Origin of the sequence: Acinetobacter tibetensis (genome assembly GCF_023824315.1) — a bacterium.
In the GTDB taxonomy this organism is placed as follows: domain Bacteria; phylum Pseudomonadota; class Gammaproteobacteria; order Pseudomonadales; family Moraxellaceae; genus Acinetobacter; species Acinetobacter tibetensis.
In genome coordinates this window covers 3,203,361-3,225,556 of record NZ_CP098732.1, presented here as the reverse complement: position 1 = coordinate 3,225,556, position 22,196 = coordinate 3,203,361, and the positions used below count along the sequence as shown (strand labels likewise).

Genomic DNA, 22,196 nt, shown 5'->3' with positions numbered 1-22,196 from the left:
TGGCCTCAAGGAATTGAAAGAGGCGTTGTATCAAAATAAAGAATCGCTTTGCAAAACTCAAGTTTCACAAAGCGAGAAATACATCAGGGTTTACATGCTTACCTTAAGCATAGCTTTTGGTCTTGCGACGATGTACAAAGCACTGCTTTGTTAATTACATTGTCTCAGGTGCAGATACACCTAATAATTCTAAACCATTGCGTAATACTTGTTGTACGTTTACTGAAAGCAATAGACGCGCTTGTGTAAGTTCTGCATCATCATTCAGTACTTTGTGCTCATTATACCAACCATGGAATAAAGCAGCCAATTCTTTCAAGTAGTTACCGACTTGATGTGGTTCGTAAGCATTGGCAGCACGTGCAACCACTTCTGGATAAGCAGCAAGCTTGGCAAGAATTTCTGTTTCTGCATCCAAGTCCAATTTATTGGCAAATTGGCGGGCAGTTTCAGCATTGAAATTGACACCTGTTGCAGCAGCTTTTTCACGCATACGGCAGATACGGGCATGAGCATATTGAATGTAGTACACCGCATTGTCTTTGCTTTGTGAAACTGCAAGGTCTAAGTCAAAATCAATGTGTTGTTCAGACTTACGCATCACATAATAAAAACGCGCAGCATCATTGCCGACTTCTTTACGCAGGTCACGTAAAGTCACGAACTGACCTGAACGAGAAGACATTTGCACCATTTCACCGCTGCGCCATAAGCTCACGAACTGAACTAAAAGGACAGTCAGTTTCTTCGAGTCATAGCCCATTGCATCAATGGCAGCTTTTACACGTGAAATATAACCGTGGTGGTCTGAACCCCAAATATCCAGCAAGTCAGTATAACCGCGTTGTAATTTGTTGAGGTGGTAAGCAATATCCGATGCAAAATACGTGGTTTGACCATTACGGCGTTTCACCACACGGTCTTTTTCATCGCCAAATTCAGTCGATTTAAACCAGATGTTGCCCTCTTTTTCGTAGAGGAACCCACGTTGGTCAAGGGTTTGCAGTGCTTCATCAATCTTTTCAGTTAAAGAGGCTTCACTGAACCAGTGATTAAAGGTCACACCAAACTCACCTAGATCATCTTTGATGTCATCCAAGATCGCTTTCAATGCCGCTTGATGGAAAACGCGATAGCCTTTGCCCGTCAATTGTTGTGAATTAAAAATCAAACCATCGATATGTTTTTCTTTGTCGCCAGAAAGCACAACTTTGTTGCCTTCAGCATCGAGTTCTTCAGCATATTGCACATCTTCAGGTACATCTTTGTAGACGTCTGCCACAGGGTGAACATAAGCATCGCCGTCTTTTTCAATAATGCTTTGCGCAATTTCCTTAACGTAGTCACCTTGATAGGCATTTTTAGGGAACACCAGTTCCTGACCAGTCAGCTCTAAATAACGTAAATAAGTTGATGTTGCCAAAATATCCATCTGACGACCTGCGTCATTGACATAATATTCACGATCAACTTTTGCACCTGTGGCTTCAAGCAGGTTCGCAACCGTCATACCGTAAGCTGCACCGCGACCATGCCCCACATGTAGGCTAGACGTTGGGTTGGCTGAGACAAACTCAACTTGGATGCGTTTTTCTGCATTGACTTGGGTACGACCAAATTGTGTGTTTTGTGCTTGAATTTGATCGAGTACAGTAAAACGCTGATCGGCATTTAAGAAAAAGTTAATGAAGCCTGGACCTGCAATTTCTGCTTTGCTGATGTCAGCCACTTCAGGCAGTGCCGCGAGAATTTTTTCTGCCAAATCACGTGGTTTTATGCCCGCAGCTTTTGCACCAATCATGGCGATATTCGATGCGAAATCCCCATGGCTTCGGTCTTTGGTACGCGTCAAAGTGCTGTTGTTGTTCCAGTCAGATGGGAGTACGCCTTCCGCTTGAAGGGATTGCACTGCATGATCGAGCGCCGCTTGTATTGCCATGTTCATAAAGTCGAAAATAAATGTCGCAGAAAACAGCAAATATAGCAAATTTCGGACTATAAGGTGAGTCCTTTCTATAGAATGTTTTTTATTCGTCTTTAAATTTTCAGCTTGGTTTTTATGAGATGTGTCGCATCTTGCTTGAGAAACTATGGCATAGTGAATAAATACATAATCTTGGAGTCAACAGATGACCACAGAACGTCCTAAAATCATTGGAAATATTCCAAAATTGCCGTCTAGGTTCGTGGGTTGGGTGATGCCTTTTTTTCTCTCTTGCTTAATGAGTGGCATTATTTCCTTTATTAATATGTTACGTAATTTGGGGTGGAGTGATACGTTTTTATCACTTTGGTTTTCCGCGTGGATGATATCGTGGGCAATTGCCTATCCTGTAGTTTTGGTGATGTTGCCATTGGTACGTAAGTTGACTGCACTATTTGTAGAGATGCCACCTAATCAGCCGCCTAAATAAGGATGAAAACTCACGAAGAAATTAGCCAAAAGTCTTAATTTTTATTAAGCATTTGTTTTATATTGATTTATTGATATTTTTTTTGATTTTAATATCACTTAAAAAAATACTTAGTAGATTGAATGGAATTAATTGTTTAAAATATAATTATAGAAAATAACGATGATTTGTGTTTCTGGTTTTGCTGGTTAACTTGCTTAAATGTCTTTATATTACGAATATGTTAGCAATATTTCTGAGATTGATTTAATTTATAAATATAAAAAAACAATAAATAGAGCTTCATTTAATAGCGAAATTATTTTAATACCATTATCACGTATCTAAATATACGTTGCTGAAAAAATAGGGCTAAGCTATACGCCGAATCGAAGGAAATTTGATGACGTAAAGTAATCCTGTTGAGAGGATTGCGCGCACTGAGACTGGTTATGACAACTGCACAATTGAAGACGAAATACCCTTTATACATCCCGTACGCTGGAAATACCCTGTTAGAACTCCCGTTATTAAATAAAGGCTCTGCTTTTACAGAAGAAGAACGCACTCGCTTTAATTTACATGGCTTGGTTCCACATGTGATTGAGTCGATTGAAGAGCAAAGTCAGCGCTCATACCAACAATACTGCGCTTTCAATGATGAGATAAATAAGCATATTTACCTGCGCAATATTCAAGACACCAATGAGACTTTGTTTTATCACCTGATTGAAAATCATCTAAGTGAGATGATGCCAATTATTTATACACCGACTGTGGGTGAGGCGTGTCAGCGTTTTTCAGATATCTATCGCCGTCATCGTGGGATTTTTATTTCATACCCTGACCGTGCGCATATCGATGACATTTTGCATAATGTAAATAAAAAGAATGTCAAAGTGATTGTAATCACGGATGGCGAGCGCATTTTAGGTCTGGGTGACCAAGGGATTGGTGGTATGGGTATCCCGATCGGTAAGCTTTCCCTCTACACCGCATGTGGCGGGATTAGCCCAGCGTATACTTTGCCAATTACCCTTGACGTGGGCACCAACAATCAGCAATTACTGAATGATCCAATCTATATGGGTTGGAGTCAGCCACGAATCAGTGGTGAAGAGTATTATAGCTTTGTGGATGAAGTGATGGCAGCGATTAAACGTCGTTGGCCGAAAGCACTGATTCAGTTTGAAGATTTCGCGCAAAATAATGCGATGCCTTTATTGAATAAATATCGTGATCAAGTTTGTTGCTTTAATGATGATATTCAAGGCACCGCAGCGGTTTCTGTGGGCAGTTTGATTGCGGCATCGCGTGCGGCAGGCAAGCAACTTAAAGATCAAATTATTACCTTTTTGGGTGCAGGTTCGGCGGGCTGTGGTATTGCAGAGCAAATCGTGGCGCAAATGGTGGCAGAAGGTTTAACTGAAGCGGAAGCACGTGCACGTGTCTTTATGGTAGATCGCTTTGGTTTGATCACTGAAAATCAGCCTAATTTACTTGATTTCCAACGTAAATTGGCGCAAAAACCTGAAGTGATTGCGACTTGGGGTAATGCCGAAGAACATATTTCTTTATTGGATGTGGTTAAGCAGGCCAAACCGACGGTATTGATTGGTGTTTCGGGTCAACCAGGGCTATTTACTGAAGAAGTGATTAAGACTTTAGCCAGTAATTGCGAATCGCCGATTATCTTGCCATTGTCGAATCCAACCTCGCGTGTGGAAGCGGTACCTGCGGATATTGTGCAGTGGACTGAAGGACGTGCATTAATTGCCACAGGTAGTCCATTTGCGCCAGTGAATTATCAAGGCAAAATTTATCAGATTTCACAATGTAATAACTCGTATATCTTCCCGGGGATTGGTTTGGGCGTGGTGGCTTCAGGCGCAACTCGTGTAACGGACAGTATGCTCATGGCATCAAGCAATGCCTTGGCAGACTGTTCACCAAAACTCAGTAATCCCGATGCAGATTTACTGCCAGATATCAATGACATTCAAAAAGTTTCTAAAATCATTGCATTTAAAGTGGCAAAAGCAGCCATGGACGCAGGTGTTGCACCGATGGTCAGCGATGAATTATTGCATGAAGCGATTGAAGCTAATTTCTGGAAACCAGAATACCGTCAATATCGTCGGATTACCTTTTAACCCAATCAAAAGATTTTTATAAAAAAGAGGCGTAAGCCTCTTTTTTTTATGGATAAGCGTTGAGCCTAAAACATTTCTCGACCGTATGTATGAACATGGAATAAAAATACTACAAAAAGAGCTAGACGTTGATTTGAGCGGTTCATTAGAATGTCGCGCTTAATATACGTATAACTTTTAATAACGAATTACAACTATGTTGAATCATATCTATCGTGTTTTAGATCAATTTGGTCTAACGACACTGAAAAGGGCTATTCACGTCCAATTCTCCAATGCGGAGCTGAATACACAGGTCTTTCTACAGCGTATTGAGGGGAAACATGCGCTCAATGTTGGCTTAGAACTCGAATTAATCTGTTTATCGACCAATGCTCATCTGGCCTTAAAGCAATTTATAGGTTGCCAAGTGGCGGTCGATCAAGTGACCGATATGGGGCAGTTGGCACGCATCACAGGCATCGTTACCCAAGCCAGCCAATTACAAAGCGATGGTGCTTTTACGGTTTATCGATTGGTGTTGCAAGATGCAACGGCGCTTTGGCATAAACGACGTAACAGTCGCGTATTTATGAATAAAAGCGTGCCTGAAATTAGTGAAATTCTATTTAAGGAATGGCAAGAAAAAAGTGCGCTGTTTAATGCTAGCCTTAGTCTAGATCTTTCAGGTTTAACTCAAAATTATGACGTTCGTCCATTTGTGATGCAGGCGAACGAAACTGATTATGATTTTCTAACCCGTCTATGGCGTAGTGAAGGTATCAATTGGCTGGTCGATGAAACCAGTCTGATAGTCAGTCATGCTTTGCAAGCGATTCAACCACAAAAGTTAAGATTGATAGATGATCAGTTGCAATTTACTGCTTTGAATCGAGGCATTATCCGTTTTCATCGCAGTCATGCCACCGAGCGTTTTGATAGTATGACCAGTTTGGTGGCACATCGACAATTACAGTCGACTGCCAGTTCGGTTCAACGTTGGCAAGCGGATACTTTGCAACAGGATGATGGGAGTGGCTCATTGTTGAGCAGCCATCAGCAGAGTGAAAGTTATGCCAATGAAAGCCTCAGTTTGGAACAGGCGTGGTCAATTACGCCTGCTTGGATTTCAGACCTGACAGGCGCCGATCAGACCACAGCATCAGGGACACAACAATTAGAAAAACTCAATGCGAATCTGGGGCAGTATCAAGCTGCTTGCGCCAAATATTTTAAAGCGCAGACTAGTGTGCGTGATGCGCAAGTGGGATATTGGTTTGAATTGCAAGGACATCCCGAAATCGACCAACACAATGGTGCTGATAAGCAGTTTTTGATTTACGAAAAGCAGTTTTATAACCAAAACAATTTGCCCGTTGAATTACAAAATCAATTGCAACATTTACTGGAACCTCATCATTTTCTTGGAAGGTCATCTGAAGAGCGTCAAGGCAATGAACTTACGCTTGTGCGTCGACAAATAAGAATTCTACCTGAATATCATCCCCTAAAACATCGCCCCGTTGCCTACCCGCAGCATGCTCGTGTAGTGGGGCCTGAAGGCGAGAAAATTTATGTGGACGAATGGGGGCGTATCAAAGTTCGTTTTCTCTTTACGCAATCTTCCGATCATCAGCATGACGAAGGTGCAGGTAGTAATCAAAATGACACGGATTCAGCATGGGTGGATGTTTTAACGCCATGGGCAGGTGAAGGCTATGGTGTTCGTTTTCTGCCACGTGTGGGTGAATTGGTGGTGATTGATTTCTTTGATGGCAGCGTTGACCGACCTTTTGTCACTGGGCGTATCCATGAAGCTGAACGTTATCCAACACGTTTTGATATAAAGGGACAATTACCCTCAACGAAGAAATTGAGTGGAATACGTTCTCAAGAAGTGGATGGAAGCGGGTTTAATCAGTTGCGTTTTGATGATACGACGGGTCAGATCAGTGCCCAGTTGCAAAGCAGTCATGCTGCAACCCAGCTGAATTTGGGTAATCTCAGTCATCCTAAAGAAACTGAGCAAAGCAGTGGTCGTGGGGAGGGGTTTGAACTCAGAACTGATGCTTGGGGAGCGGTGCGTGCTGGTAAAGGTATGCTGATTAGTACTTATGCACAAGAGCAAGCGATTGCTGACCACCTAGAAGCAGCCCAAGCGCAGTCTTTGCTTTCACAGGGCTATGACAGTATGAATGTACTGAGCGAAATTGCGGTGAAACAGCAAACGGATGCCTTGAATGTGATTCATCGGTTGCCGAAGTTTATTCAATCACTCGAGTTAAAAACCACAGGGCAAGCGCTAGAAAGCACATTAAATCTGTTCAAAGAAAGTATGAATAAAGATCCAATTCATGCATTAAAAGATTGTGGCGGTTTTATTGCAGACATTGGGGCATTAGGGGGAGATACCAAAACCGTTGTAGAGGAGTTCAATACATTCTTTAGTGATGCCAAAGATGCTGCTGAAAATTTAAAAGCATTTATTGAAAATGTTGAAGAACATGGAGCTGATCTGGTTAAAGGTAAACTGGCAAGTATCAAGGATCGAATTCAGCAAAACCCTTTTGAGAGTATCCAGGAAGTTGGAAAAGTTTTAGCCAATGTTGATATTCAAGATTTTGACTTGATGAGTGCGTGTGGAACTTTTCATAAAGGAAATAAATTAGAAGTTACACCATCCAAAGCATTGGATTCTTTGCAAGGCTTTATGGAGGGATATACCCAAGGTCTAGAAAGTAGTTCTGATGCAAAGCAGCAAGAACAAGGCAAGATTTTTAGACAGGCATTGATGTTATTGGCATCACCTAACGGGATTGCTTTAACAACACCTGAAAACATTATTTTGCAAGCTTCGCAGGATATTGCGGAGAGTGCCAGTGGTTCAATTAACCTGAGTGCTCAGAAAAATATTATTGGACATGCGCAAGACAAAATCAGCTTGTTTGCCGCACAAAAGGGCTTGAAAGCTTATGCAGCAAAAGGAAAATTGGAGTTACAGGCACAGGATGATGCAATTGAAGCAATCGCCAAGAAGGTCATTAAGCTGATCTCTACCGAAGATAAGATTGAAATCACCAGCGCTAAAGAAATTCTACTTACTGCAGGTGGTTCTCAAATCAAGATTAATGCTGACGGCGTATTTTCAACAACAGGCGGTAAGTTTGAGAGTAAAGCTGGGCAGCATTTGTTTACGAGTGGGGCAACAGTAAATGCTGAGTTACCGAAAATGCCTGAGAGCGGAGTCTTTAGTCGTCGGTTTGATTTTAGCGAGTTGGTTAATGCTGGTTTATTGAAAGAAGGATTTAAATATAAAGTTATTAATCATGCTAAGAAAACAGAATACATTGGTTTTCTTGATCAGTTCGCAAGGACGGGGCGGATCTTTAGTGATAACCCAGATAGCGTCGAAATTCTTTTACTCGGTAAGAATGATGACAGTTCAGATAAGCTACAACTGGTTGAAGAAGTGATCACGGAAGGGCAAGGTCATGGTTCAGATGAGGCCTGTTGCGGTGGTGATGATGGTCATAACCATGAGCACAATAGTGATGAATATATTGAAGATACAGATTTAAAAGTAGATTTTGAAAGTTTTGGACTTAAGGATTAATTTAATAATGAAAACTGTAAATATAATGATTGGTGCATGTATTTTGCTAAATAGTATAAATTTACATGCAGAGAGTGCCAAAGAATGTATGAAATATTGGAAAGAAAAGTCAATTGTACCTATTAAAAAATTGGGTGAAGTAGAATGTGAACATATATGGGATTACGGAAAGAGTAATACTAGTCAAAATCGTTTAAAATTATTAAGTCAATTAAATTTAAAACCAAAAAACAATCAATGGATGTCAACAGGGAGTTGTATCAAGGTTTTATATAATAAGAATAACTATTATATCTATCGAGCTTATTATAAAGAAGATAGAGATGAAATATGGATTGCATATAATGATAAAAATGCATTTTCATACTTTAGAAAAGTAACTGCTCCACAGAAAGAAGAAGAGAGTTCTCGGGTAGAGTTAAGTTGTGCAAGAAATGGAGATTATGGCGAAGCCAAAACTGTATTAAATAGTTATTTAAAGAATAATACTGAAGTTAGTATGAGTTCTTATAAAGTAGGTGATTGGTATAAAGAGAATTGATTATGAAAAAGACAATTAACTTTAAAAAATCAAGTAAAAGTTTTGAGACTAATTTAGCTGGTTTTATTGAGGCTGTTAGCTTTAAGGAGTCTTCATCAAATTTACAATTGCCTCTAAACCATCCAGTTAATATAGAATCAGCTAGTATTATAAACGAAAGTGGTTTTATGGGGTTGTTCCAATGGGGGGAAGAGGCTTTATATGATTTAGGTTATTATTTAGGGGATCAAGGTATTTCTTATGCTGACATCAAGAATGCAGATAAAAACTCGTCTTTACGCACAAACTGGCAAAAACAATTTAATTCTAATAACTGGGTAGGTAAGTGGTCTGGTAAAAGGAATATCAGTTCAAAAAAAGACTTCCTGAAAAGCCCGGAAACACAATATGAAATCATTAAGGAGTGGATCAAATATTTATGTAATCAACTTAGAAATAATAATTTTAATGAGCATTTCGGTAGAACAATTCAAGGTGTAGAAATTACAGAATCTGGTGCAATTGCAGGAATGCATCTTGTTGGAATAGGAGGTTTGGGTGCTTTTTTAGGAATTCCAAAATTTAAGGGACAAAAGCAAATAGATGGTAATAAAACCCATATTAAAAAGTATATTGAGGATTTTGGTGGATTTGATTTAGAACAGTGTTGTAATAGGAAAATTTATATTGGTTTAAAAGATGTAGATAAAAATATCTTGAAGAATAAAGAGGTTGTGGTTGTTTCTAATTATATTGGGAAGAGTTTCTCGGGTGAGACAAAAATAAAGGTTAAGAGTGATGAGAATGGTAACCTTCCTGTTATTGTTCGACATCCAAATACAGAAATAAAAATTGTTGCTGATGGAAAAGAGTCAAATATTATTATTCAAAAAGCAAATGAAAAACAGAAAGCAACTTTAAGTGATTTCAAAGTTACAAGTCATTCAGCAAGTTTAGAGACAGATAGTACGCCTCAACCGAGACCTCAGGTTAATAAAACACCTCAAGAAGTAAGAAATGAACAGGGACAATCCTCGACATCTCAAGAGGCAAATGTAACTCCTGCATCTAAAGATGTAAATTTTAATATTGAAATAGTCGAAGGCGATTCCGGTAAAGCAATCTCTAATATGAATTTTTTTCTTACCTATAAAGGTAATATTAAAAAGCATACAGCTGATAGTCGTGGGATTAAGCAAGGGATTAATGCGGAGGAAGGACAAGATATTGAGGTTTCAGTAGAAGGTGATGGACAGAAACAGGTAATTCATCATTTTCAAGTTAGCGCCGCATTGAAAAATAAAACAGTTAAAGTGAAGCTTCCTGTACATTCTTTTAATATTTCAGTAACTCAAGATGATAAAATTGTCCCAAATACATTGTTTAGTCTCTTTTATCGAGGCCGAGAAATACCGAAAAGAACAAATAATCGCGGTGTAATAAATGTGCGAATGTTAACGGGTTTTGTTTTTGGCTTTGGCATAAAAGGAAAAAGTTTAGTTTTAAGTCGTGTTGAAAAATCAAGTTCAACTACGCCCTTTACCGTAAATGGTAGCGCTGTTCAGGCATCGAAACTATATGAAGTTGCAGATGCAAAGCGTAAGCAGGCCGAAGATCTAAAAAAGCAACAACAGCAGAAAGAAGCTCAGGAAAAGAAAGCAAAAGAAGAAGCAGAAAAAGCAAAAACTGAGGCAGATAAGAAAACTCAAACGAAGCAAAATAATACGTATACTGAAAATGGGGGGAAGCCATTAACAACGGTAAGTAATCAATCACCGCCAACAAGTGATACGACTCGATATCATATTTATCATGATGGAAAAATCAAAAGAGAGAATAAAGCTGCAACTGGTTTTGCTGAGTTCATTTATTATGACCAGAATGGTAAGACTCATAATTTAGGGAAATCTAAATTTGTTAAAGCGCCTATGCGTAAAGCAGGAAACGAGGTTATCTCTGGAAGTTGTTATCTCATTGATTTTACAAAACATGGTTCTTATAAGAGTGGAAATATTGGATATAAATGGTTTATGACAGGAGGGAATATTAGATTTTATTTAAATGGTATTACCATGTCAGGAGTTCTTGGTACATTCATGAGTCTTGGTTATGAGGAATACCCAAGTTCAGGAGGAAGCCTTATTGATGGTAGTTCACAGGCACCAAGTGTTACACATCGTAATGGTGAAGCATGTGATTTTAGATACATAGGAAAAAAGAATGCACATAGAACGAACGCAATTTGGACACAAAATAATGATTATGATGAACAACGGAATATTACTCTAGTTCGTGAGTTAAGAAAGTTTGGTTTTACAGTGTTTTATACTCAGGATGGTTATAGTAAGAAACCCAAAATATCAGGCACAAGCTATGCAAAAAATCATTACCACCATTTACATATTGGCGCATGCTTGCCTAAAATTGAGGATATTTAATAATGTATAAACTATGTATTTTCCCTTTATTTTTTATCTTGATAGCATGTAATGTCAAAGAAGAAACAAAAATAGTTGATAATAATTATTTATTAAATAGTTTATTGTCTGAATTTAAAAATATGGATATTGGTGAAGATTACATTAAGTTGGAAAAAGAGGGTCTTGTAAAGCAAGTGGATGATACAGAAATTATCGATAATTGTTTGTACGCAGAAAATAAGGATGAAAATATTAGCTATTTGGTCTTTGATAATAAGCTTTCTACTGCTTCATATCAAAAATCTGCATTTAAGGGGCTTTCTGTTGAAGATTTAAAATCTAAGGTTAAAGACTTAAGTTTTGTGAAAAGTGCATATGATGAAAATACATACTATTTGCAGCACCAATTTGACAATAATAATGGTGTTAAATTTTATATTGTTGAGAATAGGGTAGCAGAGGTTACATATGGAACACTTGATAAATTGAAGTATCAAGAAGGATGTTCATGAGAACATCCTTTTAAATATAAATTTTTTGAAATATGTATTATGAATAATTTTTTCGCAATTGCTATGCTTAACTTTGGTAGCATTATACTCCCTAGGTGTAGCGAATGGACTAACCCAAGACATAATAATCATCTTCATTTACAGGGTTTATCATTGACATTTAATAAGGATGAATGATATGAGATTTATATTTATTTTATTTTCAATAGCTTTGAGTGCGTGTGGCTATTCCAAAGCTATTTCTGACAAAAAAATTACTTGGATTTTAACTCAATAAATTTTGAAGGAAAGTCTTATATTCTTGGTAATGAATATTCAGATTTAAATTTTTCATCAAAAGGTGTTGAAAAAAATGAAATAGGAAGCTGTACAGCTTTTTTGGATTTTGATAATGGTATTTCATATACTTTTAATAAACAGAAGTTAGTTGAAATATTAATTAAAAATGAAAATAAAAGTATATATACATCAAAAAAAATTCGTAATGGTATGAATACGAAAGATATATATAAGAGTTATGAAGGATATAAAATTAAAAAAATGAAAAGTGAGGGTGCTGGGGATTCTCAAGATGATTATACCTACATAGTTACCGATAATTTTCAGAAAAATAATATTTTATTTTTTGATGTTGTGCATGGAGAAATTCAAGGAATGCATGCAGGGAAAAGAGGATTTGATTTATCTGATTGTGAGTAATAGTGTTGATGCCTGATTTTATATAATCGATAAGGTCAGGTATTAGATGGTAATCGATTATTGTTAACTATATTTAAAATTTATAACTAAACAAAACTATAGATAATAAATTAAGTGAAAACTTTGGATTTTAAAATAAAGGGGTAAAAATTTATAAACATTGCGTTTCAGAAGAGAAATATAGAAAAAATAATATCATTGATTTAGGTACGAACAGTAATGGTTTTGGGACAGGCAATACTTTGAATAGTGTAGGAAAAAAATTTAAAGCAGTTTGTCAGAAAGCTTTAAAAGATGGAATTATTTCAGGTTTTATTTCAGCAGATGTACCAGGTGAAGGTGCCATGCACATAGAGATTATGCAATGATGAATAGATTATTTCTTTTATTTGTAATTAGTTTGATGTATGCATGTACAACAGAGGCGGTTCAATATAAGTCAAGTAGTACAAAACTTTATTTTTCATATCGAATCTGTGAAAAGTCAGGAAAATGTAAGAATTTTACACCTACAAAAAAAGTAGATGATTATTTATTTAAAAGACTTGATCCTGCATATGATGAATTTTACATAAAAGATAATAATGGTAATTTTACTTTATATTATAAAAATGTTTATAGTGAAGATGTTCAAGTTGGATGGGCAGAAGCTAAAGTGGATAAAAATAATAATGAGTTGAATTTAAATATTGATAAAATTAACTTAGCCTTAGGTGGGATTGATTTTATAAAGAATGGATATGCAACTAAACAAGCTGAATCAAAGAACTTTAAATCAGGATTATATTATTTAGATGATAATTATGAAGGTGCTCCATATTATCAAAAGCAAAAAATAGTTTTTAAGAAAATTGCTGGAGATTTAGTTTTGGAATGCAATAGTTATTTGAATAACTTATCTGTAAAAGATAACTTTTATGGAATTTTTTATGGAGTGTGTTCGGATGGTAAAAAAGTTTATTTTAAAGAAGTCAATTGACTCAGAGGCTTTTCTAATACTAGTGTGAGATTAATTGTACTTACATTATTAGTTATAAATTCTCTTTGGTTAAGATAACCCGAATCGCGGATAAGAAATTGACTTGAAAAATAAAGGAACTAGAGCCATCAGTTGAGTTACCACACCAAACCTAAAGCTCTAGTCCTAATGTTCAATAGTACCGAATTATTCTGCGTAATTGATGATTTCTTTCTTAAATTTGAAGCAACTTATTGGAAATTTCTCAAACAAAGTCGTCACTCCGTAAGAATTCGCCCAGCTCAATTGAGCCTCTCAGAAATCAATTTTATCGCCATTTGGTATAAGTGTTCTCATATCAACAATTTCAAAGCATTCTTTTCATGGTTGAAACAGGATAAAAATCATTTATTTAAAAGCTTACCCTGCTACCAACGGATGATTCACCTCATCAATATGCATCAATTGGCACTACATGCATTACATGTCGCCTTAATGAAAGACCAACGCAGCCAATATTTATGGGTTGATTCAACCACTCTACCGGTCTGTAAAAATCAACGGATTCAACGCCATAAATCATTAGCCAAAATTGCATCACGTGGTAAAAGCTCGATGGGCTGGTTTTATGGTTGTAAATTACATATCGCGATGAATCAATTGGGTGAAATAGCATGTTCTGCTTTATCTAATGGACATGTGGCTGACATAAAAATGGTTGAGCATTTAGTTGAAGGCTTAGAAGCAAGGCTTTATGCGGATCGTGGCTATATTAGCCAAGAATTAAAAAGCAGATTGAAAAGTCAAGGTATTGATTTGATTACCTATCATCGAAAGAATATGCAGTCTGTTCAACTCTGTGCATCAGATGAATATCACTTAAAACAGCGTAATAAAATAGAAACGTTATTCAGCTTATTGAAAGGCCAATACAATTTAGTGACGAGTAAGGCACGTAGTATTCATGGATTTCTAAGTGGGATTTACGCATCGTTATGCGCATATCAATTAACCCATCGAAATAAGCCGAAAATTCAAATTATGGAATCTTTGGCTTAAACAGGATTCGGGTTAAGATAAGTATTTAAATGTAATAAAATTTTTATTTTAAAATCAGTGTTTACTTATATTTTATTTAAAAAATATAATCAAAAATGATATTAGCTTTTGAATAAGAAGCAGAAATAAGCTGCTTATTCATGATTTTTTAGTTAATCCTCCAAAACCTCTTCCAATAACTCCTCGCTCGGAGCAAAGAAGTAAGCACCATCTACTGCGGTCACAAAATGCAATAGGCGGTCATGAATGCCATCACCAGTTGTGCCAAACATGTGCTCTAACATGTTATCAATGATGGCAAGGTTTTTGGTATAAGCAATAAAGAACAGACCTTGCTCACCTTTACCATCGCCATAAGGTAAAGAATGGCGCAAAATTTCCATTTCTTCACCTTTATCATCTTCAATCACGACACGTGCAATGTGGGCATTTTCGGGTTTGACGTCATCATCCATTTCAATGCTTTCTAGTTTCGAACGGCCCATGACATTTTCTTGTGCATCGACTTTTAGACGTTTCCATTTATCTAAATCATGTATATAGCGCTGTGCAAATACAAAAGAACCATCTGCAAAAATACCTGTATCTTCTGCTAAAAGTGCTGTTTCTGCACGATCATCAGGAAATTGTGGGTTCTCAGTGCCATCAATAAAGCCTGTTAAATCTCGCCCATCAAAATAGCGAAAACAAACACGTTCATCCAAAACCTCGACTTTATCTTGAATCCCGTCGAAGAAAGCTTGGCTTAAAGTAAAACAAATATCACTACGTTGTGAGGCAATGTGAATCAGCACATCCGCAGGTACAGCGGGCATTTCAAAAGCACCCTGAATTGGGTCAAGTTGCTTAAATCCCTCAGGTGATTGCGCATAAAGTTTTGCCCAAAGTTCAGGCCCAAAGGCAATCGCGGTCTTAATTTCTGCATTTGGGTGTTGGGTAATTAAACGATCTCGCGTGTCCAGTAAATCTTCAATCTTTTCTTTCAGTTCAGGTACAGTTAAATCTTTTAAGCGTAATACGATAAAGCGGGCATGATCTGAAGGTAAGGGTAAAATTACGGATTGGGCGGTCATTTATAGCTCCTTTGATTTTTATTCAATGTGTGGCTGGATTTATTGTGCCTGATCAATGCGGGACTGAATAGCCTAAACTGTATTATTCTTGGGTGATAATTTCTCAGCACATTTAATGTGTGAAAAGTCATATAATGACCTGTCTTTCTGAGGTGGTGTGACGATGTCTTTTCAAGTTTGGATGGCGTTTATGTTGGCATGTTGGGTGATTAGTGTTTCACCTGGAGCAGGGGCAATTGCCTCGATGTCGAGTGGCTTAAACTATGGATTTCGTCGCGGTTACTGGAATGCGATTGGTTTGCAACTGGCGCTGTTGGTGCAAATTGGGATTGTTGCCGCTGGGGTAGGGGTGCTTTTTGCCACAACGCCTTGGGCTTTTCTGTTGGTGAAGTGGTTTGGTGTGGGCTACTTATTGTATTTGGCTTATTTGCAGTGGAAAGCACCAGTACAGTCCATTGAAATTGAACAAGAACGACAAGCAACAAAGTCGATTCCCAAACTGGTGGGTTATGGTTTCTTGGTCAATATGAGCAACCCAAAGGCAATTGTATTTTTATTGGCGGTATTGCCCCAGTTCTTAGACTTGTCTAAGCCACAGTGGATTCAGTATGTAATGATGGCCGTGACCATGATCAGTATCGACTTGATTGTGATGGCGGGCTATACAGGTTTAGCGGCAAAGGTGTTGAAACTGTTGAAATCTCCAAAACAGCAAAAATACATGAATCGTACTTTTGCTGTGCTATTTAGTTGTGCTGCGGGACTTTTAAGTTTGGTGCATCAATAGCAGAGAGTGATCAAGGTGATTCATGAAAGATGATGGATTAAGCCATTTTTCTGACTTTCTGAACTGCAAAAACCAGCGCAAAAACCAATGCCATACACAGCACAATGCTGAGACCTGTTGGGGTATTGAGCGCAGCACTTGACCATAAACCCACACTCACACCAAACTGCGCCATCACAAAGGCCCAAACCACCATTTGTTTAGGGGAATGTGCAAGTAAGCGCGCGGTTAATGCAGGAATGACCAGCAGTGCCCCCATCAATAAAGAGCCAACCGCGCGTAACGCCAAAACGGTAAATACAGCAAGCAGTAGCATAAATACTAAACGTTGCCATTTGGCATTCACGCCTTCACTGATTGCAATATCGGGATCAATCGCAATTTGGATTTGGGCTTTCCAATATTTGAACAGTACTGCCAGTGCCAGTGCAATCACAATCGCAAACATAGGTAAATCTGACCAAGCAATCGTGAGCAAGTCACCAAATAAATAACTGAGTAATTCAGGTCTTAAACTTGGTAAATGTTGAATCAACATTAAGCCTGCGCACAGTAAGGTGGCTGAACAGAGGGCTAGCAAGGCATCATTGGGTAAGCGTGGATCATGCAGTACCCACAAAATAGCGACCAACATAAATGCCAGTAAAGTGACACCGACCCAAAACGGTAAACTGAGGGCACCCGCAATCGCCACGCCCAATAAAGTGCCATGTGCCATGGTGTCGGCAAAGAATGACATACGACGCCAAAGCATCAAACAGCCCAAAGGTGCGGTTAAAAACACCAATAATGTCCCCATGGTCCAAGCAGGTAATAGCAGATCTAACCATTCCAACATCTATTAGGCTTCCGGTTCAGGGTGAATATGAGGGCGAGGATCATGTTGGCAGGCTGTGGCACTATCGCCATGAGCACAATGATCATGATGGTGTTGATAGAACACACGGTTGGTGCCAAAAATGGCTTGGTATTCTGGATGCTGTTGAATATTTTCAGGTAAACCGCTACAGCAAATATGTTTATTCAAGCAGACCACGCGCTGCGTACCTTGCATCACCCACTGTAAATCATGCGACACCATCAATACCGCACAACGATATTTTTCAGGCAGGCTGCGGACGTAATCATACAGTTCTGCTTCAGACTGAATATCAAGTCCTTGCATGGGCTCGTCGAGGACTAAAAGGTCAGGCTGGCGCAGTAAGGCCCGTGCCAATAACACACGTTGTCGTTCGCCACCAGACAGTTGTTGCACTTTAGAATCTTGCAGTTTGGCAATGCCTGTATCTTGAATAATTTCTTGTTTAATTGCAGCAGGGCAGGACTCTAAATCGAGTAAGTCCTTCACACGTAAGGGTAGGCTGTGCGATGGGTTAAACTTCTGTGGTACATAAGAAAATTTAAGTTTACGTGACGATAGTATTTGTCCAGCATTGGGTCTTAAAATGCCCAATAGCACTTTGATCAGGGTTGATTTCCCTGCACCATTGGGGCCAATTAAGGTAACAATTTCTTGTTCGTGAATCGAAAAATCAATCTGTTTCAGAATGTCACGGTCGTCGATACGGACGCTAATTTGCTCTAAAGCAATTAGTACAGGAGTGCTTAATTCGCTTGGCTGCAATTCTGACATTTTCCAGAAATCTCAATAATGCTGTGTTGTGCAGTGAAATGATCAGAAGTGGCAAGCGCATCTAATTGTTGTAATAGACCTTCGGAAGATGCTTCTTTCACAATATGACATTCTGTGCAAATTAAAAATGCGGCTTGGTGACCTTCGCGGGGATGGCAGCAGGGAATATAGGCATTAATCGAAGTCAGCCGATGAATGAGTCCCTTTTCTAATAAGAAATCAAGCGTGCGATAAACGGTCGGTGGTGCAGCAGGACGATCTGATTCACTTTTAATCTTGGCGAGTAAATCATAAGCTCCCATTGGACCATGTGCAGTCAAAATCAGTTCGAGCACTTCTTTACGAAGTGGAGTTAAGCGCGCTCCAGTGGCTGCACAGAGACTTTCTGCTTCAGCAAGGCGTGTTGCGACATTATGATGATCATGTACGCCATGTAATGCATTGTGGTGTTCATGCGAACATAAGCTCATAGCAACCTCAGTTCGGGCTTGAAATAAAAGAATTGACATTAAATTTTAACATGAACGGCTTTAAGTTACGATTAGACGTAGGTATTTTTGTTGAGTTGTTATATTATAACACTAGATAAAGTTTAGTGCTGTGTAATCATGTCTCGTCTATTTGCTTTTTGTTTACTGTCCATTCTAAGTACTGTGGGGTGGACTCAAAGTCTTGTTGTTTCAACGCATCCGTTATATTTGATTGCACAAGAAGTCACAAAAGGGGTGGAGCGACCAGTTTTACTCTTGGAAAACCAAACTGGGCATGATGTGTCTTTAACACCCGCACATCGCAAGGCAATACAAGACGCTGGATTGGTGATTTGGCTCGGTAAAGCCCATGAAGCACCACTAGATAAATTGCTGCATAATAATCCTAAAGCGGTTTCTATTTTGTCTTCTGGCTTGGTCAAAACGTTGCCACAACGCAGTACCCGAGGTGCACCTTTAGCCAATACAGTCGATACCCATGTGTGGTTAGATCCAAACAATGCGGTGCGTATCGGATTCTTTATTGCAGCCTTGCGTTCACAGCAGCAACCTCAATATCGCGATAAGTATTGGCACAATGCACAAGCATTTGCCAAGCAGATGTTTAGCACAGCACAGAAATTCCAAAGCCAAGGTGCAGCGCGGCCGTATTGGGCGTATCACGATGCTTATCAGTATTTGGAACATCCATTACATTTGAAGCTTGCTGGATCAATGACTGATGATCCACATATTGCGCCAACCTTGGCACAAATCAAATATTTGAACGATCATCGTGGGCAAAAGAAAATGTGCTTACTGGCAGAAGCCCATGCCAGTGCCAATCAGTATCAAAAACTTCAACCTATTGTGTTTCAGGCGGTTGACGAAAGTTTAACAGCAGAAAATAACTTCATTTCTGCATGGTCAGACTTGGCGCAACAAGTCAAAAATTGTGTATTAACTGCACGCCAATGAAGTGAAAATAATCAATATTTAAGCAACAGCTAGACCGTTATCGTATTGAAAAAAACTCGACTTAGGTCGGGAAATGATTGCATGTTCAGGGGTGTAACTCTATAATGCCTGCGATTAAAAACGATCATCAGTTAAACTTGTCAAGCATTTATGCTGTGAGTGAATAAATAATGAGCCGAACTAGTCGCTTGATTGATCGACGATTAGCGAAAGCATTAGTCATCTTGCAAGCATTTATGATTCCTGTGTCAGCCTTGTTGGCGTGGGTTTTGAAAGATGCAACGGCAGCTTTAAGTGCCGCACTTGGTGCGGGTGTTTGCTGGCTCGCAAGTTGTTATTTTTCATGGCAGTCGTTTCGAGCTGCAGGAGCGAGAGCATCCAAACAGGTACTTGCAAATATGTATCAGGGGATGATGGGCAAGTTTACGATTGTGATCGTCGGATTTATTTTAATTTTAAGCAATGTCCAACCGTTATCTCCGGGGGCGTTGTTTTGTGGTTTTATCCTCGTTCAAACCATGTCGTGGGTCGCTCCTTTTTGGGTGTCACGTCTACAAAAACGAGTTTAAGCGCAGCTAAATTGAAAAGTTTTTTTGGAGATAAGCGAGATATCACGCAGCATGCGATATTCGCTTACTCTATTTGTATTTGACATTGACCAGGTGTGATTTATGGCTGCTGAAGAACATGCCCTTACTTCGACCGAGTATATCAAGCATCACTTGACCAATATGACCTATGGCAAAATGCCAGACGGGACATGGAAATTGGCCGAGACTGGTGCTGAAGCTCAACAGATGGGGTTCACTGCTATTCACTTGGATTCAATGGGTTGGTCTATCACTCTTGGTGTGATTTTCTGTTTGTTATTCTGGTGTGTGGCGAAAGCTGCAAACTCTGGTGTTCCGACCAAGTTCCAGTCTGCAATTGAAATGATCATTGAGTTTGTGGACTCAAGTGTTCGCGACACTTTCCATGGCAAATCACGTTTGATTGCACCTTTAGCCCTCACGATTTTTGTGTGGATTTTCCTGATGAATGCGATGGATTTACTTCCAGTAGATTTCATTCCGCATCTTGCAGGAATTATTGGCTCTAACGTATTTGGTATGGATCCTCATCACGTTTACTTCAAGGTTGTACCTTCTACAGATCCAAACATTACCTTAGGTATGTCTTTATCTGTATTCGTACTCATCTTGTTCTACAGTATCCGTGAAAAAGGGATTGGTGGTTTCGTTGGCGAATTGGCACTTAACCCATTTAATCCAAGTAACCCAGTTGCAAAAGCGTTACTGATTCCAGTGAACTTAATTCTTGAATTGGTAACATTCCTTGCACGTCCAGTTTCATTGGCTCTACGACTTTTCGGTAACATGTATGCAGGTGAGTTAATCTTCATCCTTATCGCATTATTACCGTTCTGGATCCAGTGGGCTCTGTCTGTGCCTTGGGCGATCTTCCACATTCTTGTTATTACGTTACAAGCGTTCATTTTCATGATGCTGACTATCGTATACTTGAGCATGGCAAGCGAAAAACATTAATGGTACTGCCTAACTATCAACGGATGGTTGGGCTTAAAATTTTTTTACTTTAATTTGGTATAAACCTAACCTCTGAGGAATTATCATGGAACTCACTTTAGGTCTAGTTGCAATTGCATCTGCTATCTTGATCGCTTTTGGTGCTTTAGGTACTGCGATTGGTTTTGGTCTTTTAGGCGGTCGCTTCCTTGAAGCTGTTGCTCGTCAACCAGAATTGGCTCCACAACTTCAAACTCGTATGTTCTTAATCGCGGGTCTTCTTGATGCTGTGCCTATGATCGGTGTTGGTATTGGCTTGTTCTTCATCTTCGCTAATCCATTTGTAGGTTAATCAGCTTAATTCCTAAATTAAACTATTGAGGAATAGCGAAATGAATATCAACCTCACATTGATTGGTCAAGCGATTGCATTTGCGATGTTTGTCGCATTCTGTATGAAATTCGTATGGCCACCACTAATCAATGCGATTAGTGAGCGTCAGCGTAAAATTGCTGATGGCTTAAACGCTGCTGAAAAAGCAAAAGCTGATCTTGCGGATGCGCAAGCTCAAGTGAAAGCTGAATTAGACGCGGCGAAAGCGCAAGCGGCTCAATTGATCGAACAAGCGAACCGTCGTGGTGCACAATTGGTAGAAGAAGCGCGTACTCAAGCTGCGGCTGAAGGTGAGCGTATTCGTCAACAAGCGAAAGAAGCTGTTGATACTGAAATCAATTCTGCTCGCGAAGAATTGCGTCAACAAGTTGCTGCTTTGGCAGTTACTGGTGCGGAGAAAATCCTGAACCAGCAAGTTGATGCAGAAGCTCACAATGCCATGCTGACTCAGCTGGCTGCTAAACTTTAAGAGAGGCGGATTATGGCTGAACTCTTGACGTTGGCACGCCCATACGCTAAGGCAGCATTTGCTTACGCTTCTGAGCAAAATGCAACTGACTCTTGGTCATCTGCATTAAACTTGCTCAGTGCTGCGGTGCAAGACGAAGCATTTTCAGCTTTCTTAACTCGCCCTGAGCTTACTCCTGCTGAGCAGGTAAGTCTTTTTGCAAAAGTATTAGGCGAAGACCAAACTGCAGCAGTGTCAAACTTTTTGACATTGCTTGCTGAAAATAACCGTTTGGTACTTCTTCCTGAAATTTCTGCGGAATATGAACAGCTCAAATCACAGAATAACAATACGGTGGATGTAGTGATTGAATCTGCATTCCCTATGACTTCTGTACAAGAACAATTGCTTGCACATGCTTTAGAGAAAAAATTCGAAGCTGCGGTAAATGTAACTGTAGAAGTTAAACCAGAGCTTATTGCTGGTGTTGTTATTCGTGCAGGCGACCAAGTGATAGATGACTCTGCGCTTAACAAGCTTGAAAAAATGCGGACTCGTCTTCTTGCGTAATAAGGCTTGAA

At 39.1% G+C, this 22,196-nt stretch carries 21 protein-coding genes; 16 read left to right on the top strand and 5 right to left on the bottom strand.

Going from position 1 to position 22,196, the window contains the following annotated elements:
• Positions 1-154: 154 nt before the first annotated feature.
• Positions 155-1,945: an arginine--tRNA ligase gene (gene argS, locus M5E07_RS15510; protein ID WP_252220561.1), complete on the bottom strand. Its 1,791-nt coding sequence runs from the start codon at positions 1,943-1,945 to the stop codon at positions 155-157.
• Positions 1,946-2,129: 184 nt separating this feature from the next.
• Between argS and M5E07_RS15505 the strand changes: the two genes are divergently transcribed.
• The 9 genes from M5E07_RS15505 to M5E07_RS15465 all read left to right on the top strand — a co-directional run bounded on the left by M5E07_RS15505 (position 2,130) and on the right by M5E07_RS15465 (position 14,306).
• Positions 2,130-2,414: a DUF2798 domain-containing protein gene (locus tag M5E07_RS15505; protein ID WP_252220559.1), complete on the top strand. Its 285-nt coding sequence runs from the start codon at positions 2,130-2,132 to the stop codon at positions 2,412-2,414.
• 431 nt (positions 2,415-2,845) lie between these two features.
• Positions 2,846-4,546, top strand: coding sequence for an NAD-dependent malic enzyme (locus tag M5E07_RS15500; RefSeq protein ID WP_116762734.1), 1,701 nt, complete (start codon positions 2,846-2,848; stop codon positions 4,544-4,546).
• 196 nt (positions 4,547-4,742) lie between these two features.
• Entirely contained in the window at positions 4,743-8,138 is a 3,396-nt protein-coding gene (locus M5E07_RS15495; RefSeq protein WP_252220557.1) for a type VI secretion system Vgr family protein, read from the top strand.
• Positions 8,139-8,145: 7 nt separating this feature from the next.
• Positions 8,146-8,679 carry a hypothetical protein gene (locus M5E07_RS15490; protein ID WP_252220555.1) on the top strand — a complete coding sequence of 178 codons (534 nt, stop codon included), beginning with the start codon at positions 8,146-8,148 and terminating at the stop codon, positions 8,677-8,679.
• A gap of 2 nt (positions 8,680-8,681) precedes the next feature.
• Positions 8,682-11,096: a hypothetical protein gene (locus M5E07_RS15485; RefSeq protein ID WP_252220553.1), complete on the top strand. Its 2,415-nt coding sequence runs from the start codon at positions 8,682-8,684 to the stop codon at positions 11,094-11,096.
• Between the two features lie 2 nt (positions 11,097-11,098).
• Positions 11,099-11,590 (top strand): hypothetical protein, encoded by a 492-nt coding sequence (locus tag M5E07_RS15480; RefSeq protein WP_252220551.1) that lies wholly within the window; start codon positions 11,099-11,101, stop codon positions 11,588-11,590.
• Between the two features lie 258 nt (positions 11,591-11,848).
• The gene (locus M5E07_RS15475; RefSeq protein ID WP_252220549.1) at positions 11,849-12,289 is read left to right on the top strand and encodes a hypothetical protein; all 441 of its coding nucleotides are present in this window, start codon (positions 11,849-11,851) and stop codon (positions 12,287-12,289) included.
• Positions 12,290-12,653: 364 nt separating this feature from the next.
• The gene (locus M5E07_RS15470; RefSeq protein WP_252220547.1) at positions 12,654-13,268 is read left to right on the top strand and encodes a hypothetical protein; all 615 of its coding nucleotides are present in this window, start codon (positions 12,654-12,656) and stop codon (positions 13,266-13,268) included.
• Between the two features lie 168 nt (positions 13,269-13,436).
• Complete coding sequence (locus tag M5E07_RS15465; protein WP_252220545.1) at positions 13,437-14,306, top strand: IS982 family transposase; 870 nt, start codon at positions 13,437-13,439, stop codon at positions 14,304-14,306.
• Between the two features lie 152 nt (positions 14,307-14,458).
• Here M5E07_RS15465 and M5E07_RS15460 read toward each other — a convergent pair whose 3' ends face one another.
• Positions 14,459-15,379: a Dyp-type peroxidase gene (locus M5E07_RS15460; RefSeq protein ID WP_252220543.1), complete on the bottom strand. Its 921-nt coding sequence runs from the start codon at positions 15,377-15,379 to the stop codon at positions 14,459-14,461.
• A 163-nt stretch (positions 15,380-15,542) separates the two neighbouring features.
• Between M5E07_RS15460 and M5E07_RS15455 the strand changes: the two genes are divergently transcribed.
• Entirely contained in the window at positions 15,543-16,166 is a 624-nt protein-coding gene (locus M5E07_RS15455) for a LysE family transporter (RefSeq protein ID WP_116763366.1), read from the top strand.
• Between the two features lie 37 nt (positions 16,167-16,203).
• On the opposite strand, the gene znuB is transcribed toward M5E07_RS15455, so the two are convergent.
• The 3 genes from znuB to M5E07_RS15440 are packed head-to-tail and all read right to left on the bottom strand — an operon-like array spanning position 16,204 to position 18,269.
• Positions 16,204-17,004, bottom strand: coding sequence for a zinc ABC transporter permease subunit ZnuB (gene znuB, locus M5E07_RS15450; RefSeq protein ID WP_252220541.1), 801 nt, complete (start codon positions 17,002-17,004; stop codon positions 16,204-16,206).
• A 3-nt stretch (positions 17,005-17,007) separates the two neighbouring features.
• Positions 17,008-17,799: a zinc ABC transporter ATP-binding protein ZnuC gene (gene znuC, locus M5E07_RS15445; RefSeq protein ID WP_252220539.1), complete on the bottom strand. Its 792-nt coding sequence runs from the start codon at positions 17,797-17,799 to the stop codon at positions 17,008-17,010.
• A complete protein-coding gene (locus M5E07_RS15440; protein ID WP_016165606.1) occupies positions 17,772-18,269 on the bottom strand; it encodes a transcriptional repressor in 498 nt (165 codons plus the stop codon). Before M5E07_RS15440 ends, znuC begins: the two co-directional genes overlap by 28 nt.
• Positions 18,270-18,407: 138 nt before the next feature.
• Between M5E07_RS15440 and M5E07_RS15435 the strand changes: the two genes are divergently transcribed.
• The 6 genes from M5E07_RS15435 (at position 18,408) to M5E07_RS15410 (ending at position 22,185) form a co-directional block, all read left to right on the top strand.
• Positions 18,408-19,247, top strand: a complete 840-nt coding sequence (locus tag M5E07_RS15435; RefSeq protein ID WP_252220537.1) for a metal ABC transporter solute-binding protein, Zn/Mn family — start codon at positions 18,408-18,410, stop codon at positions 19,245-19,247.
• Positions 19,248-19,417: 170 nt separating this feature from the next.
• Positions 19,418-19,816 (top strand): ATP synthase subunit I, encoded by a 399-nt coding sequence (locus M5E07_RS15430; RefSeq protein ID WP_252220535.1) that lies wholly within the window; start codon positions 19,418-19,420, stop codon positions 19,814-19,816.
• Positions 19,817-19,918: 102 nt separating this feature from the next.
• Complete coding sequence (gene atpB / locus M5E07_RS15425; RefSeq protein ID WP_116763356.1) at positions 19,919-20,794, top strand: F0F1 ATP synthase subunit A; 876 nt, start codon at positions 19,919-19,921, stop codon at positions 20,792-20,794.
• Positions 20,795-20,879: 85 nt separating this feature from the next.
• Positions 20,880-21,125 carry a F0F1 ATP synthase subunit C gene (gene atpE / locus M5E07_RS15420; protein ID WP_000424060.1) on the top strand — a complete coding sequence of 82 codons (246 nt, stop codon included), beginning with the start codon at positions 20,880-20,882 and terminating at the stop codon, positions 21,123-21,125.
• A 40-nt stretch (positions 21,126-21,165) separates the two neighbouring features.
• Entirely contained in the window at positions 21,166-21,636 is a 471-nt protein-coding gene (locus M5E07_RS15415) for a F0F1 ATP synthase subunit B (protein WP_116763354.1), read from the top strand.
• Between the two features lie 12 nt (positions 21,637-21,648).
• Positions 21,649-22,185 carry a F0F1 ATP synthase subunit delta gene (locus tag M5E07_RS15410; RefSeq protein WP_131265676.1) on the top strand — a complete coding sequence of 179 codons (537 nt, stop codon included), beginning with the start codon at positions 21,649-21,651 and terminating at the stop codon, positions 22,183-22,185.
• The last annotated feature ends 11 nt before the right edge of the window (positions 22,186-22,196 follow it).